The organism is Shewanella sp. SM68 (assembly GCF_025653925.1).
GTDB classification, from domain to species: domain Bacteria; phylum Pseudomonadota; class Gammaproteobacteria; order Enterobacterales; family Shewanellaceae; genus Shewanella; species Shewanella oncorhynchi.
On record NZ_JAKKRU010000012.1, the window covers coordinates 1 to 16106 of the forward strand.

Annotated in this window: 8 protein-coding genes and 4 tRNA genes; 8 read left to right on the forward strand and 4 right to left on the reverse strand. The window is 43.5% G+C overall.

Features of this window, described 5'->3' with window-relative positions; translation table 11 throughout:
• From L5M40_RS17715 to L5M40_RS17745, 7 genes are all read left to right on the forward strand, one after another.
• Positions 1-4075: Ig-like domain-containing protein (locus tag L5M40_RS17715; RefSeq protein WP_263256973.1), on the forward strand; the 4075-nt coding region annotated here is incomplete at its 5' end.
• Positions 4076-4165: 90 nt separating this feature from the next.
• Entirely contained in the window at positions 4166-6343 is a 2178-nt protein-coding gene (locus tag L5M40_RS17720) for a type I secretion system permease/ATPase (protein ID WP_173496184.1), read from the forward strand.
• Positions 6340-7722 (forward strand): HlyD family type I secretion periplasmic adaptor subunit, encoded by a 1383-nt coding sequence (locus tag L5M40_RS17725; protein WP_168825932.1) that lies wholly within the window; start codon positions 6340-6342, stop codon positions 7720-7722. Before L5M40_RS17720 ends, L5M40_RS17725 begins: the two co-directional genes overlap by 4 nt.
• A gap of 30 nt (positions 7723-7752) precedes the next feature.
• Entirely contained in the window at positions 7753-9174 is a 1422-nt protein-coding gene (locus L5M40_RS17730; protein ID WP_105250448.1) for a TolC family outer membrane protein, read from the forward strand.
• Entirely contained in the window at positions 9171-9779 is a 609-nt protein-coding gene (locus L5M40_RS17735; RefSeq protein ID WP_105250449.1) for an OmpA family protein, read from the forward strand. Before L5M40_RS17730 ends, L5M40_RS17735 begins: the two co-directional genes overlap by 4 nt.
• Before the next feature lie 19 nt (positions 9780-9798).
• A complete protein-coding gene (locus L5M40_RS17740) occupies positions 9799-10506 on the forward strand; it encodes a transglutaminase-like cysteine peptidase (RefSeq protein ID WP_105250450.1) in 708 nt (235 codons plus the stop codon).
• Positions 10507-10514: 8 nt separating this feature from the next.
• On the forward strand, positions 10515-12434 hold the full coding sequence (locus tag L5M40_RS17745) for an EAL domain-containing protein (RefSeq protein WP_105250451.1): 1920 nt from the start codon (positions 10515-10517) through the stop codon (positions 12432-12434).
• Positions 12435-12698: 264 nt separating this feature from the next.
• Here L5M40_RS17745 and L5M40_RS17750 read toward each other — a convergent pair.
• The 4 genes from L5M40_RS17750 to L5M40_RS17765 all read right to left on the reverse strand — a co-directional run bounded on the left by L5M40_RS17750 (position 12699) and on the right by L5M40_RS17765 (position 13246).
• A tRNA-Pro gene (locus tag L5M40_RS17750) sits at positions 12699-12775 on the reverse strand.
• Between the two features lie 156 nt (positions 12776-12931).
• Positions 12932-13008: transfer RNA gene (locus L5M40_RS17755), tRNA-Pro, on the reverse strand.
• Positions 13009-13040: 32 nt separating this feature from the next.
• Positions 13041-13116 (reverse strand) — tRNA-His (locus L5M40_RS17760).
• 53 nt (positions 13117-13169) lie between these two features.
• Positions 13170-13246 (reverse strand) — tRNA-Arg (locus L5M40_RS17765).
• A gap of 206 nt (positions 13247-13452) precedes the next feature.
• On the opposite strand from L5M40_RS17765, the gene L5M40_RS17770 reads away from it, so the two are divergent.
• Positions 13453-16101, forward strand: a complete 2649-nt coding sequence (locus L5M40_RS17770) for a diguanylate cyclase domain-containing protein (RefSeq protein WP_263256975.1) — start codon at positions 13453-13455, stop codon at positions 16099-16101.
• The last annotated feature ends 5 nt before the right edge of the window (positions 16102-16106 follow it).

A 16106-nucleotide genomic window follows, 5' to 3' on the forward strand; every position in this document is an offset into this window, starting at 1 on the left:
AGACAGTGGCGTCACCAATGGCTCCTTGCTCACCGGCACCACCAGTGTCGATGGCCCGCTCAGCATTCAGAGCTTCAGCGTCGCCGGACAAACCGGTCCGTTCACCCTGGGCACCGCCTACGTGATCGCCGGCCAAGGCACCCTGACGGTCAATGCCAACGGCACCTACAGCTTTGAGCCCGCCGCCAACTGGAACGGCAACTTCCCGGTTGTCACCTACACCGTCACCGACGGCGTCAGCACGGACACYTCGACCTTGACTATCACGGTCACGCCAGATAATGACGGAGTTTCTTTAGGTGGTCTCAACGTCCAAGATGGTGAGCTAACAGTTAACGAAGCTAACCTTTCAACGGGTTCAGCGCCTAATAGCAATGCGCTGACTCAGACTGGTAACTTTAGTTTTACCTCTGTTGATGGATTAGCCTCTATCACCATCAAAGGACAAAGCTTTAATTTGGCGGCATTACTGGCACTAAGCCCCAATACTGCGGTAAATATTACAACTCCTTATGGTGTCTTAACACTGACTGGTTTCACAGGCGATGCAAGCGGTGGCTCCATCAGCTACAGCTACACCTTAAATAATAATGTCGACAATGACTCTCCCCCTGCAACTAACACTAGTTATTTAGATAGCTTTGCTGTAACCGTTGTGGATCAGGATGGTAGCCAAGCAAATGGCAGCCTTGATGTGAAGATTGTTGATGATGTCCCTAATGCCAAAAACGACACAGGCAGTGTCGATGTGATCGTGGATAGTTTTATCGTATCTGGCGTTGTGGCAAATTGGACATCATGGACAAATGGCACAAGCGTAACCAGGTTCGATGGTACAACTAGTCCTAATGGTGGTGGGACGGATAATGACAGTGGTTTAGATCAGATCAGATGGGGAAATCCAACTAATACCTATCAATCTGGCTATGGTTTTATTGATAATGACAGTGCATTAAATGGTCAGTTCTCATTAAACCAAGATATCATTTTAGGTACTTTTACCCACTATAATTTCCCAGTCTCTTCAGGAGGAGCAATTACCAAAGCAAGCATGGATGTCACTTTCTCGGTTACTGATGCCTATGGGGTAGTCACACCAGTGACCCTTAAAGTCAACTTTGAACACAATGAAACGCCTAACACCAACGATCCTGAAGCATCAAAGGATATTATTAAAGTCAGCAATACGAATGTAACCTTTGAATATCAGGGGGCAATTTATACTCTGCAGGTAATTGGTTTTAGAGATCCAATTACTAATCAAGTTGTGACTGAAATTAGGACTTCTGAAAATGATGCAAGTAGCTATGAACTAGTTGTTCGTGTAGTAGCTGGTAATGGTTATGAATTACCCTCAACTACTGGCAATGTGTTAGCTAATGACATAATCAGTGCTGGTGCTGATGATGATATCACGGTAATTGGTGCCGCAGCGGGCAACCAAACAGGTTCAGGTACCTCTGGCAACCTAGGAACCATTATTTCAGGGCAATATGGCACGTTAATCATCTTCGCCAATGGTAGTTACACTTATTCAGTAACAGCCAACGCCTCTGCGATTCCAGCTAATGCAACGGAAACCTTTACGTACACCATGCAAGATGCTGATGGTGATAAATCCAGTGCATTACTGACTCTAAATGTAAATACCGTTAATGCAAATACGCTTAAAGCGGCTCAAGATCAAGATAGTGGTCCTGAAGATACTACTGTAATCGGTAATGTGCTGGATAATGATGGCAATAAAAATACGTCTGTAACCCATTTCACTGTTGCTAACAATGCCGCTCAGCATGCCGCTGGTAGTAAAATCACCTTGGCAGAGGGTGAACTGACTCTCAATGCAGATGGTAGCTATACCTTCAAACCTGCCGCTGATTGGAATGGTCAAGTCCCAGTGGTTACCTACACCACTAATACGGGAGCAACAAACACGCTGACCATCAAGGTAACGCCTGTTGATGATCCAACGGTAACTCAGGCAGATAGCAAAACCATTTCTGAGGATGCCTTAGCTAATGGTAACGTGTTGGAAAATGATACGGATGTGGATAGCACATTATCCATTACCAGCTTCCAGGTGAATGGCACAACCTATAATGCCGGTAATGCTTGGTATCAATTACCTGAAGGCAAGCTGCAATTGAAGGCAAATGGTGAATACAGCTTTGATCCAAAAGATCACTGGAGCGGTTCATTGCCTGAAATCACCTACACCACTAATACAGGTGCCACAAGTACATTGAATATCACTGTTAAAGCAGTAGCAGATGTACCTAACCTGACAATTAATGGGTACACCTCTGTTGCTGCTATCAACTTTGAAGATGCCAAATTCTCTGGCAGTTGGGATGGTGTTAAGGCAAATGACATTAAGGGCCTAAATACTATCGGCACTTGGCATACCAGCAATAAAGGTGGCCAAGTTGAGATTGGTTATGAAAGTGTCTACGTCTCTGGTGGCTCCAATAGCAATAAAGTCATGGAAATTGAGTTCAATGGTGGCGATAAAACCTTATATACCGATATTCAAGCGGATGCTGGTCGATTCTACGAACTCGGATTTGATATTGCGGCCCGCTCAGGTAGCGTAAATACCTCTGGACTGACGATTAAGCTTATTCCGCTAGATGCTCAAGGCAACCCATTAAATGCTCAAGCCATAACGCTATACGATTTCGATCCAACGAATGCTAATTGGTTAAGAGATCAAAAGATCACCTTACCCATTGATCACTCAGGTAAATATCGTTTGCAGTTTGAAGGAGATAATGGGGACTCATACGGTGCCTTGTTGGATAACTTAGCGTTTAAAGTGGTAGACAATATGGGCTATCGCGGTGAGTTTATTAAACTCAGCAATATTTCGTCGTCGCTCAAAGATACAGATACTTCAGAAACACTGAATCTTAAGCTGCAAGGCTTACCTGAAGGCGCAGTGCTGAAAGATGCTGCGGGCAACGAAGCTACCGTAGGTGTTGATGGCACTGTGGATATCAGCAACTGGGATAAATCCAGCCTACAGATTAAAGTCACTAGCCATGGCAACTTCACCATCACTGTGGTGGCTACGGCGACTGAAACCAGTAATCAGGACACAGCGCAGAGCACTGCGGACTTCCAAGTCACCGTTCTACACCCCAACAATGTTGTCGGTGGTCAGAGTGTTGATTCATTCATCATGACCGATTGGATCAATAATACAGCTCAATTTGCCGTTAATTTAGGAGGATACGGTACTGTCGCTTCATCATCCAAGACTCAGTACATTGCTAAAGATACTGAGCTGCTGATTAACGCTGGCAATAGTAATGATTACATCGACCTTGGTGTTTCTACTGCTAACAATATTGTGAACACTGGCAGTTCTTTGCCAAACCTAAATAACCCTGTAGTCACTCAGGCAGAGATCCTTAGTAGCAAATTTATGGCTCAGGATGATATCACTACCGATGCAGGTACATTGATGGCTGATGTGCTGCAGCCACTGCAACCAAAAACTGACACTGTTAACCTTGGTAGCGGTGATGATACAGTCTATGGTGATCAAGGTAGTCAACTTGTCTACGGTGGTAGCGGTGATGACTTACTGATTGGCGGCGAAGGTATCGATGGCTTACGCGGCGGTGACGGCAACGACACTCTGATTGGCGGCCTTGGTAATGACGTTCTACGTGGTGATAGCGGTGCTGATACCTTCGTCTGGCGATATGCAGAAACGGGAACAGACCATATCACTGACTTTAATATCCATGAAGATAAATTGGATTTAAGCGATTTACTCCAAGGTGAAAGTAACAACACACTACACAGTTATTTAAACTTTAGCTTAGTTAGTGGTTCAACTGTGATTGATATCGATGGCAATAAAGATGGTGTGTTTGAGCAGCATATCGTTCTTGACGGTGTTGATTTGTATAGTGCGTATAACACTACAACAGAGACTGGCATTATTAATGGCCTACTAGGTACTAATGGCAGCGGTCCGTTAATTGTTGATACTCAGCCAGTCACACCAGAACCAAGTCCAGGTCTTGCTCCGTTGAATAGCAATGAGCAGCATAATATCCCTTAGATAAAATCGTTTGGATGGCCTATAGAAATATAGGCCATCATGACCGATACTTGCCATAACCATATAAAAATCCAAAGGATAAGTAATTAGGTGTCTGCTGCAGCTTCTGAAAAAATTGATCAATGGACCATTTCAGCCTCACAAAGAGTGTTAGTGGATCCTTTGCTGGATTGTTTAGTGTTACTCACTGAGCATTTTGGCAATCCGTGCTCGAGCGATTCGCTTGCGGCAGGTTTACCCTTGTCAGGTACCGTGTTATCACCTGATTTATTGCCTCAGGCAGCTTCAAGAGCGGGTCTAGCGGCTAAGCTGTCTCGAAAAGGCTTAAACGAAGTATCACCTATATTGCTCCCCTGTATTTTATTATTAAAAGACAAAAAAGCCTGTATATTGCGAGAACTTGATGTTGCATCAGATAAAGCAATTATTCAATTACCCGAGACGGGCGGTGAAGAGACACTGACAATTGAGTCGCTCGAAGCCTTATATGTGGGATATTTATTCTTAGTCAAACAAGAATACCGTGGCGACATGGGCTTTGATGTTTATCTACACGATAATAAAACCCACTGGTTAGTCCAAACCCTCAAAGATTCAGCACCCATTTATCGTGATGCATTAATCGCTTCTGTATTGGTGAATTTATTCGCCTTAGTTTCACCGTTATTTATTATGAATGTGTATGACAAAGTCGTCCCAAACCTCGCCTTTGAATCCCTTTGGGTTTTAGCGATTGGTGCGGCGATTGCTTATATGTTCGATCTTATCATGCGGCAACTTAGAAGTTACCTCATCGATGTTGCAGGAAAAAAAGTAGATATTATTGTGTCTTCGCAACTTTTTGCTAAAGCGATAGGTATTCCCCTAGAAAAACGTTCTCCTAGTATCGGCGGCATGGCGAAGCAGTTAGGTGAATTCGATAATATTCGTGAAATTTTAACTTCGGCAACGATCACAACTTTAGTCGATCTCCCCTTCGCGATATTTTTCTTAATCATTATTTTTATTGTCGCAGGTGATCTCGCTATAGTTCCAGTCATTGGCGGCATCATCATTATTGGCTTCACGCTTTATATTCAACCTAAACTCAAAGCGGCAATCGAAGAAGGCAATAAATTTTCAAGCTTAAAACATGGGCATTTAATCGAGAGCTTATCAGCGCTAGAGTCAATTAAAGCTAATGGTGCTGAAGGAATTGTGCAAAAAAGCTGGCAACAGATGATAGGCCACAGTGCAAACTGGCAATTAAGGTCAAAAAAGCTCTCCAACTCAGTATCGAACGTAGCGAACTTTACGGTGCAATTTACCGTTGTCTGTGTGGTGATTTTGGGCGTTTATCGTGTGGCTGATAATGCGATATCTATGGGCGGAATTATTGCTGCGGTCATGCTATCGAGCCGCGCCATTTCACCTATGGCACAACTTGCAGGCCTGATGACGAGAGCAAACCACACAGCCAGTGCACTACGCCAACTGAATGAAATCATGACTCAAGAAGATGAGTTTGAAAATAAAGGACATTTAGTTAGCAAACAAAGACTCATAGGCAAAATCAATGCTGATCATGTTGGTTTTAGTTATCCAGGTTCTGAAAAGCCTGTGCTGCATCCGATGTCGCTGACGATTAATCCTGGCGAACGCATTGCCATTATCGGTCGAAATGGTTCAGGTAAAAGTACGCTAGCTAAGCTACTGGTCGGGCTATTTCAACCCACGGCAGGAAGCTTGCGCTACGACGGTTTAGACTCAGCACAGATTCATCCGAGTGATTTACGTCGTAATTTTGGCTACCTACCCCAAGATGTCACCCTATTCCATGGTTCTATTCGCGACAATATTTTATTTGGTACACGTCAAGTCACTGAACATCAACTCATCCGCGCGGTACAGCTTTCTGGTGTGAGTCAATTCACCAACCTAGAAGCAGAAGGCCTAGACCAACAGGTCGGTGAAGGCGGCATGTCACTCAGTCGCGGGCAAAGACAAACTGTCGCCCTTGCTCGCGCCACACTGAATGATCCCCCTGTGTTACTGATGGATGAGCCTACGGCGAGTTTAGATGCTCGCGCTGAACAACAATTTATTCGTTCAATGCAAAATGTCAGCAAAGATAGAACGTTAATTCTTATTACCCACAAGATGCATTTATTGCAACTCGTCGACCGCATTATTGTACTTGAACGCGGCCATGTGGTTGCCGATGGACCTAAAGCAGAAGTGCTAGAAAAACTCAATTTTGGCCTAGTGAACGGAGAGGCTAAAAGATGAGTAAACATTTAACAACAAACGACTTAGACATGGTTGATGATGTCTATGGCGCCATGATGACAGACGCTCCCAGCGGACACAGATTAATCATATGGGCACTTGCTGCTATGGTAGTGTGTTTTTTACTGTGGGCGGGGTTTGCTCAATTAGATAAGGTTACTACTGGAACGGGAAAAGTGATTCCTTCATCACAAGTTCAAGTGATCCAAAGTCTAGATGGCGGCATAATGCAAGAACTCTACGTTCAAGAAGGTGAGATAGTCACAAAAGGGCAGCCTTTAGTGCGTATTGATGATACCCGCTTTCGCTCCGACTTTGCTCAACAAGAGCAAGAGGTTTATGGCTTAAAAACCAATGCTATCCGCATGCGCGCCGAACTCGACAGCATTCTAATATCAGACATGACCTCTGATTGGCGTGAACAAGTGCTAATCACTAAAGAAGCATTGATATTCCCTGAAGCTATCATTGCTGCGGAACCCGCCTTAGTGAAAAGACAACAAGAGGAATACAACGGACGCTTAGATAACTTAAGTAACCAACTTGAGATCCTCGTACGTCAAATTCAACAAAGACAGCAAGAAATTGATGATCTCGCCTCTAAAACAACGACATTAACGACGAGCATGCAGCTAATCTCCCGCGAGCTTGAACTCACTCGACCTTTAGCCAAAAAAGGTATTGTTCCTGAAGTTGAGTTACTCAAACTCGAACGCACGGTAAACGACTTGCAAGGTGAATTGAATTCAATGCGTTTACTCCGCCCTAAAGTGAAAGCTGCATTAGATGAGGCTATCTTAAAACGCCGTGAAGCCGTATTTGTTTACGCTGCAGAGCTGCGCGCGCAGCTCAATGAAACTCAAACCCGCCTCTCTCGAATGAATGAAGCACAAGTTGGCGCACAAGATAAAGTCAGTAAGGCGATTATCACCTCCCCTGTTAATGGCACCATTAAAACCACACATATCAATACACTGGGTGGTGTAGTGCAACCTGGGATCGATATTATCGAGATAGTACCGTCGGAAGATCAACTGCTGATAGAAACTAAAATCTTGCCTAAAGATATCGCTTTCTTACATCCAGGATTACCCGCCGTAGTGAAAATTACCGCCTATGATTTTACCCGCTATGGCGGCCTTAAAGGAACTGTCGAACATATTAGTGCCGACACTTCTCAAGATGAAGAAGGCAATAGCTACTATCTCATCAGAGTTAGGACAGCAGAATCTAGTTTAACCAAAAACGATGGCACACAGATGCCAATTATTCCGGGGATGTTAACTTCAGTTGACGTTATCACGGGACAAAGATCCATACTTGAGTACATTTTAAATCCAATTTTAAGGGCTAAGGACACAGCGCTCAGAGAGCACTAAGCCTTTTTTTTATAAACCGGGAGGTTGGTCATGAAGACTTCAGCAATACGACAATTTCAATGTTCAAAGATAGCCATAGTGCTGTCATTAATCCTGTTACCTTTATCGGCTCAAAGTCAGACGTTAGAACAAGCCGTTGCACATACGCTAGATACAAACCCAGATTTACGAGTGGCCTTCAACCGCTTTAAAGCGCGAGAAGAACAAGTTAATCAAGCGATAGCAGGCTATATGCCAACTATTGATGTCAATGGTGGCTACGGTTATGAACAAACCGACAGCGTATCGACACGTAGACGACCCAATATCGGCGAAGTCGATAGCAAAGGGGTGGCTGAATTAAATCCCGGAGAGTTTGGTGTTAGCATAAAACAAATGCTTTTCGATGGTTTCTACACCAGCAGTGAAGTTGATCGTTATAGTTTTGAAGCTAGCGCAGACCAGTGGGCACTGCTTGCTGCCGCTGAAGATATGGCACTCGATGTCAGTAAAGTCTATCTCAACTATTTACGCACCGATGAAGTGTTAAAATTAGCCGAGAAAAACCTTAACAGCCATAAAGAAATTTATGACCAGATTAAACAACGTACTGACTCAGGTTTAGGCTCAATCGCAGACCTATCACAAATCTCGGGACGTTTGGCGCGTGCTAATGCTAACGTTATTTCTGCTCGCAACAATTTACTTGATGCAAAAGCACAGTACGTCAAAATTGTAGCGGCGGCACCGGCAGACTTAATATTACCAGTGCCAGATGCAGACATGCTGCCAAAGGATCTTAGCTCTGGCATTATTGTTGCGCAAGAGAATCACCCCATACTCAAATCTGCAGCAAACGATATTAGTGCCGCAGAAAATGAACGCTCTTCAGTACAATCCAATTACTACCCTCAGGTTTCTTTAGAACTGAATGGTAACTGGAATAACGATATTAGCGGCGAAGATGGAATATCAGGTGCTGGTGCTTTCCGCAGTGATGTGGGTGGTCATAGTAACGATCTCGTCGCCATGGTGAGGGTGAGATACAACTTATTTGCGGGTGGTAAAGATCTTGCCCGTGAAAAAGAAACTGCTTACAAGTTAGGTGAAGCGAAAGAAATCCGCCAACGTGCCCAACGTGAAGTTGTTGAAGGGGTAAACCTAGCTTGGAACGCATTTGAAATGCTAGCGCCGCAAAAACAATATATTCGCGATCATGTCGTGGCCGCAAAGGATACTCAAACAGCCTATGCACAACAGTTCAACTTAGGCCAACGCAGTCTACTCGACTTATTAGATACCGAAAATGAGCTCTTCGAGGCGCGTAAAGACTACTTACAAGCTGAATATGATGAAGTTATTGCTAAGTATCGCGTGCTCAATTCTACAGGGCGATTATTAGACTCACTTAAAGTGACTAGACCTGATGCGTGGCGCGGAGAGCGCAATTATGAAGGAGGAGCTAACAAATGAAAACTCTCACATTTTTTCTAAGTGTCACTCTTTTAGCTGGTTGTTCGATGCGCGATACGGTTAATATTGACGAAATGGTCACAACTCAAACCTATGATCTATCAGATAAAGATAGCGATGGTGTCATTGAAGCCCGTGAACGCTGCAACGACACAGCCCAAGGGGCAGGTATTGATAACTATGGCTGTGGCAAAATAAAAGCGATTAACGAGCGAAAGGAAATAAATATTTTATTCCCGAATGACTCTGCTTATATTGCGCCTGAGTACTATCCTCAAATTGAAGAGGTGGCTATTTTTCTACGTCAGTATCCAACGACCAAAGTGACTATCGAAGGTCACACGAGTCGCACAGGAACCGATGAACGAAATACAGTATTATCTCAAGAACGTGCAAATGCTGTCACCGCAGTACTGGCTGAACGCTTTAGTATTGATAGAAGTCGATTAACTGCTATTGGATATGGGTCTAGCCGCCCAATTGTTTTAGAACAGACGCCGGAAGCAGAAATTCGTAACCGTCGTGTTGTTGCAGAAGTCACTGGTGATGATACGGCAGCAGACATGAAATGGACAATTTACTCGGTCGATGACAACTCAAAATAAAGGACTAACACATTAGGTTATGAACGGCAGACTTGATTATAAAGATTCATTATTGCGAGTCTGCCGCTTTAGCCTAATAGCGTCAGCCTTAGGCATATGTTGCCTATATGCGGCCCCCACACAAAACCTTGATGAAGTGAAGATAACTTCAACCCTAGAAAAACATTACGGCGAACGTGCTGGAATGCGAGCAAGGGCTTGGTTCAAAGTGTTATCGGAAGCGAGTACGCTAGATGAAAAAGAAAAGTTATTGAAGGTGAATAACTTTTTTAATTTATTCCGTTTTGTGGATGACAGTAAATTATGGGGAGACTCGAATTATTGGGCAACGCCGATGGAGTTTATTGGTGTGAATGGCGGTGATTGCGAAGACTTTTCGATCGCAAAATACTTCACCCTACTCCAACTTGGTGTTCAAGAGGACAAGATGCGGATCACTATGGTTAAAGCCACTACGGTTAATCAATACCACATGGTATTGGCTTACTATGAAACACCATCATCAATTCCTTTAGTGCTCGATAATCTTGACCATGAAATAAAACCCGCCACAAAAAGAAAAGATCTACTGCCTGTTTATAGCTTTAACGGTAAACAGTTATGGCTCAATAAAGAGCAAGGTCGAGGCGTACTGGCAGGGTCCTCAAAACGATTAGAAAAATGGAACGATCTTAACCATAGATTAGGTGTTGACCGTCTTAGGCAACCAAAATTAAAACTGGAGTAGCACCAAAAATGACACTGTTTAGACAGATTTATTCGCTGCTTTTTAGCCTATTCTTGCTTGTAGTTGCAAGCCTTGGCTATGTGCAATTCACTGAGACTCAAAGCTTTTTAACAAAGCAAATGGAGTCCGATCTAAACAATGCCAGCACTTCACTCGGTCTAATGCTTACCCCAGCACTCGAAGCCGGCGATACCGCGGCGGCAGAAACCTTAGTGAATGTTATTTTTGAAGGTGGTTACTATCAAAATGTAAAATTGACTTGGATGGTCGATGGTAAGCAACAAGAGTGGAATAATCCTTTAAAAATTGAAGATGTCCCTCAATGGTTTATCAATCTAGATCTGTTTAAAACCATCAAAAAACAAAGCACTATCACCTCGGGTTGGCTGCAGCTAGCGCAGCTTGAAATCACTGCTCATCCTGGTTTTGGTTATCATGAACTATGGCGAATCATGTCCAATACCATCATCGCCTTCTCACTACTTTTTCTCGTTGCTATTTTTACAGCAAGAGTAGGCTTAACATGGATATTGAAACCTCTCCACACCCTGTCTGAACACGCGAAAAGTATCGCAGCACGCCAATTTGGTCCAGACATGGCACTACCTAAAACAACCGAATTAAAAGACTTAGTGACTGCATTTAACAGCATGTCAGCTCAATTGAAACAAGTGTTCCATTCTCTTGACGAAGAGGTTGGCGCGTTACGTAAGAAGAATCTTGTCGATCCGGCGTCAGGCCTGCCTAACCGCCAATATGTAGTAAGTCGTTTAAATGGTTGGTTAAGTGAACCTAGCAGCGGTGCTTTATTCCTCGCCAAACTCGACTGGCTCGAAGAAGTGCACAGTAAATATGGCTATCAAGTTCGAGATGAAACCATACGGATCCTCGCAGAAAAGTTTCAACAGCAATTAAACGAAATAACACCTTCGGTCATAGGCCGTATTGCCGCCTATGAATTTGCATTTTTAGTGACCGATGTTGAACACGATCAGATCAGTAAATATTTACAAACACTTATCCGTACAATCAATCAAGAAATGTCAAAAGCAGGCTGTAAGCCCAACGAAGACTTTGCTATCGGTATTGCGGAACGTATTGGGCAAATGAATGTGTCGGATATTTTGGCCCAAGCCGACAATGCCCTTCAAAAAGCGTTACAAGAAAATAAAACCTTCCACTGGTTTGAAACCACAGAGCAGCAATTATTCACCCGCGAGCAATGGCGCGATAATCTCAGCCATGCTATCAGCAATAAGAAGTTTAAGTTTAGATGGCAACCCATCCAATTTTGCGATGGTGATGGCATAGCGCAACGGGAATTGTATTGCCAATTAGAGCTTGGTGATCAACTCGCTCATGCAGGGCAATTTATGCCGTATATCGAGTTATTATCACTTGGTGCCTTACTCGATAAATGCTTAATTGAAACTGTCTACGAGCAAAAACTGCTCGAGCGGAGCTATGAACCGCTCGCAATTAACTTAACCCACCAAAGTATTAACGATCCTCAGTTCCATGAGTGGCTAAATCAATTTTTGCGAAATGCCACATTTATTGAGCGCATCTGCTTCGAAATCCCTGAGGCTGGTGTTTATAGTGATCTTAAGTCATGCCAGCACTTATGTAACATCATTCGCGATAACGGTGCTAAGTTTGGTATTGACCACTTTGGTCGTCAGTTTGGCTCTATGTCTTATCTACAGGAATTAAGACCTAGCTATGTGAAGCTGGATCAATCCTTCGCCTACTATGATGAGACACACCACAATAGCGAATTGTGCCGCGCCCTAATCAACGTAGCAAAAGGATTGGACATTCAAGTCATAGTGACGGGTATTCAAGAAAAAGCTCAGCTAGAACGTTTTAACGAGCTTAGAACAGATGCCTATCAAGGCTTTATCGCCCCGCCAGTGAATCTTGACTAAGCCGTATTATTAAGAAGTGATGTTTGCAAACAAAAAGCTCCGTAAGGAGCTTTTTGTTTTTCTACGGTTGAGTGACTATGCCGATACAGTTCTGCTCTGCAAGTCTGCCAGGTGTAAATAAGAACTGTGGCCAACTTCTATACTCATTAAGGATGCGCTATCAAGCGACAACAAACATGATAATGTCAGTGAGTAGTTCCATTTCGCCAATGCAAAAAAGCCTCAGTGTATTCATTAATGAATGCTGAGGCTTTTCTACTTATTTGGTCGGTGATAGAGGATTCGAACCTCTGACCCTCTGGTCCCAAACCAGATGCGCTACCGGACTGCGCTAATCACCGTAAATTTTGCACTATTATTTACATACGCTTAGAGGGTTCACCCTCTCGTCCACTTTCATCCAAAACATCTGGATGCGTTATAGGACTGCGCTTATCACCGTAAAACATTAACTATTTACTTAACTTACATTAAGCTCGCTAGTCACACGAAGAATTTGGTCGGTGATAGAGGATTCGAACCTCTGACCCTCTGGTCCCAAACCAGATGCGCTACCGGACTGCGCTAATCACCGAGAATAAAAATCTTTATATCAAAGTAAATGAATGGGGTGACTGATGGGGCTCGAACCCACGACAACCGGAATCACAATCCGGGACTCTACCAACTGAGCTACAATCACCACTGATTTTTACTTACTTTGCTAACCTTAAAGCTCACAACTCTGTTCGGAAGTGGTGCGCCCAAAAGGATTCGAACCTTCGGCCTCACCCTCCGGAGGGGTGCGCTCTATCCAGCTGAGCTATGGGCGCTCGCCTTGGTTAGCGCCGCATATACTAGGGTCAAATCCCCTTTGAGTCTATAGCTGTTTTGCACTTTTTTTACTGACTGCTCAAGTTTTATCACATTAGCTGACTTTTAAAGCGGAATGCAGCCAAAATATGACTTGGATGTTACAGTATTTCATGCTAATTATAGACTTTGGTAAAAGCAAACATATATTTAACTAGTGAGTATCATGTTTAAGGATGAAGATGAAACTGGCCAGCCGCGTGTGAGTGAAACTGAACGCTTACGCAAAAAAATTATTCGCTTAAAACAATTAGCGCATAAATATAAGCATGCTGAGATCATTCAAAACGCATTACTCGAAATATCAAATATTGCGACTCATGCTTCTTCACTCGAAGAATTCTATGTAGGCGTACATAGCCATCTAAAACAGCTCATTCCCGCTGATAATTTTTTTATTTCAACCCTGGATACTCACACAGGTGAACTCGCCATCCCCTTTTTCGCTGATGAAAAAGATGCCCATCCAGCGGAGCTTTATCCTGAACAATCACTATCTACATTATTACAGCAAGGATTAACAGGCTACGTACTCAGAACTGGGAAAGCGTTGTTGTGTAACAATGACACAGTCAATGAACTGATTGCCGCTGGAGAAATTGTTAATTTAGGTTCTCCCTGTCATCTGTGGCTGGGCGTGCCCATCAAACAAGATGACATAGTAACGGGTGTGTTAGTGGTGCAAACCTATGACACAAACATCAGTTATGGTGAAATCGAACTCGAGTTAATGACGTTCATTTGTCACCATATTGCTGGGGTCATGGAACGGCTAAAACATCAAGAACAATTAGAACAAGCTATCCAGCAAAGAACAAAAGAACTCAGCCAAGCCTACGATAAGTTAAAACTAGAAGTCTATGAACGGCGTAGAGCTGAACGCTTACAAAAATCACTGTTCGAAATCGCCGAGCTAGCAAGTTCCAGTGCAGACAACCCAGACTTTTATACCCAATTGCATAATGTTATTCGACATTTAATTCCGGCTAATAACTGCTATATCGCCCTATTAGACGACACAGAAACCCATCTCACGTTTCCTTTTTATGTATCGCAATTAGCCAATAAGCACCCAGGCACTCGGCCGCTACAAGACGGCTTAACCGAATATGTGCTCAAACATAAGCGCCCACTACTGCTAGATCAAAGCAGTATCAATGCATTAATTGCCTCTGGTGAGCTGTATTCCCAAGCGCCAGCGTTAAATCATACTCAAACCATGCATCAGTGGATCGGAATCCCGCTTTTTATCCATGATCAAGTTCGTGGTGCGTTAACGATTTACAGTTTTAGCATGACACAGAATTACCAAGTTAAAGACTTAGAATTACTGACATTTGTATCACAGCATATAGGCTCGGCTATCGAGAAAAAGCTGTCCGCAGAGTCCTTACAACGCAGTTATGAAGAGCTAGAAGAAAAGGTTATTGATCGTACCAAAGCGTTAGCCGAACTCAATAAAAGTCTTGAGAAAGAAATTCAACAACGCCGTAGTATGGAAGCCAAGCTAGTTCACGATGCCAAACATGATGCACTTACAGGCCTGCCTAATCGCGCTATGTTTATGGAGCGTTTATCTCAAGCGATCAAGCATGTTCGTCGCCATAGCTTAGAACAGTTTGCCCTACTGTTTATCGACCTCGACCGCTTCAAACAGATTAACGACACTATGGGACACCTAGAGGGCGATAAATTCTTAATTGAGACGGCAAGCCGCCTCAAGTCCTGCATTCGTGATAATGACACCTTAGCGCGACTCGGTGGCGATGAGTTTGTGATACTGCTCGATAGCATTAACAACATCAACGACGCGAAAGATATATCAGAAAGAGTGATCCAAAAAATATCCCAGCCCTATCGACTTGGCACAATGGAATTTAGTTCTGGAGCCAGTATCGGTATCACCATCAGTGGCAAGCACAGAATTGATACCAGTGAATCTATGTTACGTAATGCAGATACTGCCATGTATCAGGCGAAAGCCAATGGTAAAGGCTGCTATGTTATTTTTGATGATAACGCCCAACATCAGGCCATGCAGGATGTCGAGTTAGAAACTGAATTTAGACATGCATTACACCATGCTGAAATCCAGCTTAGTTACTTACCAGTAGTCAATTTTAAAACAGGTCAAGTGCATGCATTAGAAAGCCGCCTGTTCTGGCAACATCCGCAGCGTGGGCTCTTACAGCAGGAACAACTTAGCACGCTTGCTGAACAGTCACACCTTACCGTTGAGCTCGATAAATATACGATCAACATCATAGATAGCAGCTATCCCCAACTCCTCAAGCAATATGATGAATCTGTTGAATTACATGTCATGCTTTCGAGCCAACATCTCAAGCATAAGCATGTACTGCGCAGTTTGAAAAACACTCTCAAGCAAACCCAGTTAAACCTGAGCCATTTGTGGTTATTCTTCAATGAAAAAGCCCTAGTGCAGGAAACTGAAAATCATATCAATGGCTTTGAATTGTTGCAGAAGCTCGGGGTAAAACTCGGTATCAGCCAGTACGGTAGCGGCTATAGTGCATTAAATAGCTTATTGTTTCTGCCGATAAAAGGCTTAAAACTCGATGCCAACCTCACCAAACAAATACAAGGCGAGCAACAGCTTAAGTTAATGTCAGCCTATCAAAAAACGGCATCAACCTTAGAGCTTCAAACCTTTGTCGATGGCATTGATAACCCTGAACAAAAACGTATCTTCAGTGAACTGGGTTATCAGCTGGGCCAGGGGGCTGCTTTAGCCGACACTTTTACCTTATGTGAAACCCAACCACAGATATGTGCTCAGCTCGAATATGCCTAGTAAAA

Coding starts and splice junctions, on each gene's coding strand:
- L5M40_RS17725 (WP_168825932.1), top strand. CDS start 6,340: ATGAGTAAACATTTAACAACAAACGACTTAGACATGGTTGATGATGTC.
- L5M40_RS17730 (WP_105250448.1), top strand. CDS start 7,753: ATGAAGACTTCAGCAATACGACAATTTCAATGTTCAAAGATAGCCATA.
- L5M40_RS17745 (WP_105250451.1), top strand. CDS start 10,515: ATGACACTGTTTAGACAGATTTATTCGCTGCTTTTTAGCCTATTCTTG.
- L5M40_RS17740 (WP_105250450.1), top strand. CDS start 9,799: ATGAACGGCAGACTTGATTATAAAGATTCATTATTGCGAGTCTGCCGC.
- L5M40_RS17735 (WP_105250449.1), top strand. CDS start 9,171: ATGAAAACTCTCACATTTTTTCTAAGTGTCACTCTTTTAGCTGGTTGT.
- L5M40_RS17770 (WP_263256975.1), top strand. CDS start 13,453: ATGTTTAAGGATGAAGATGAAACTGGCCAGCCGCGTGTGAGTGAAACT.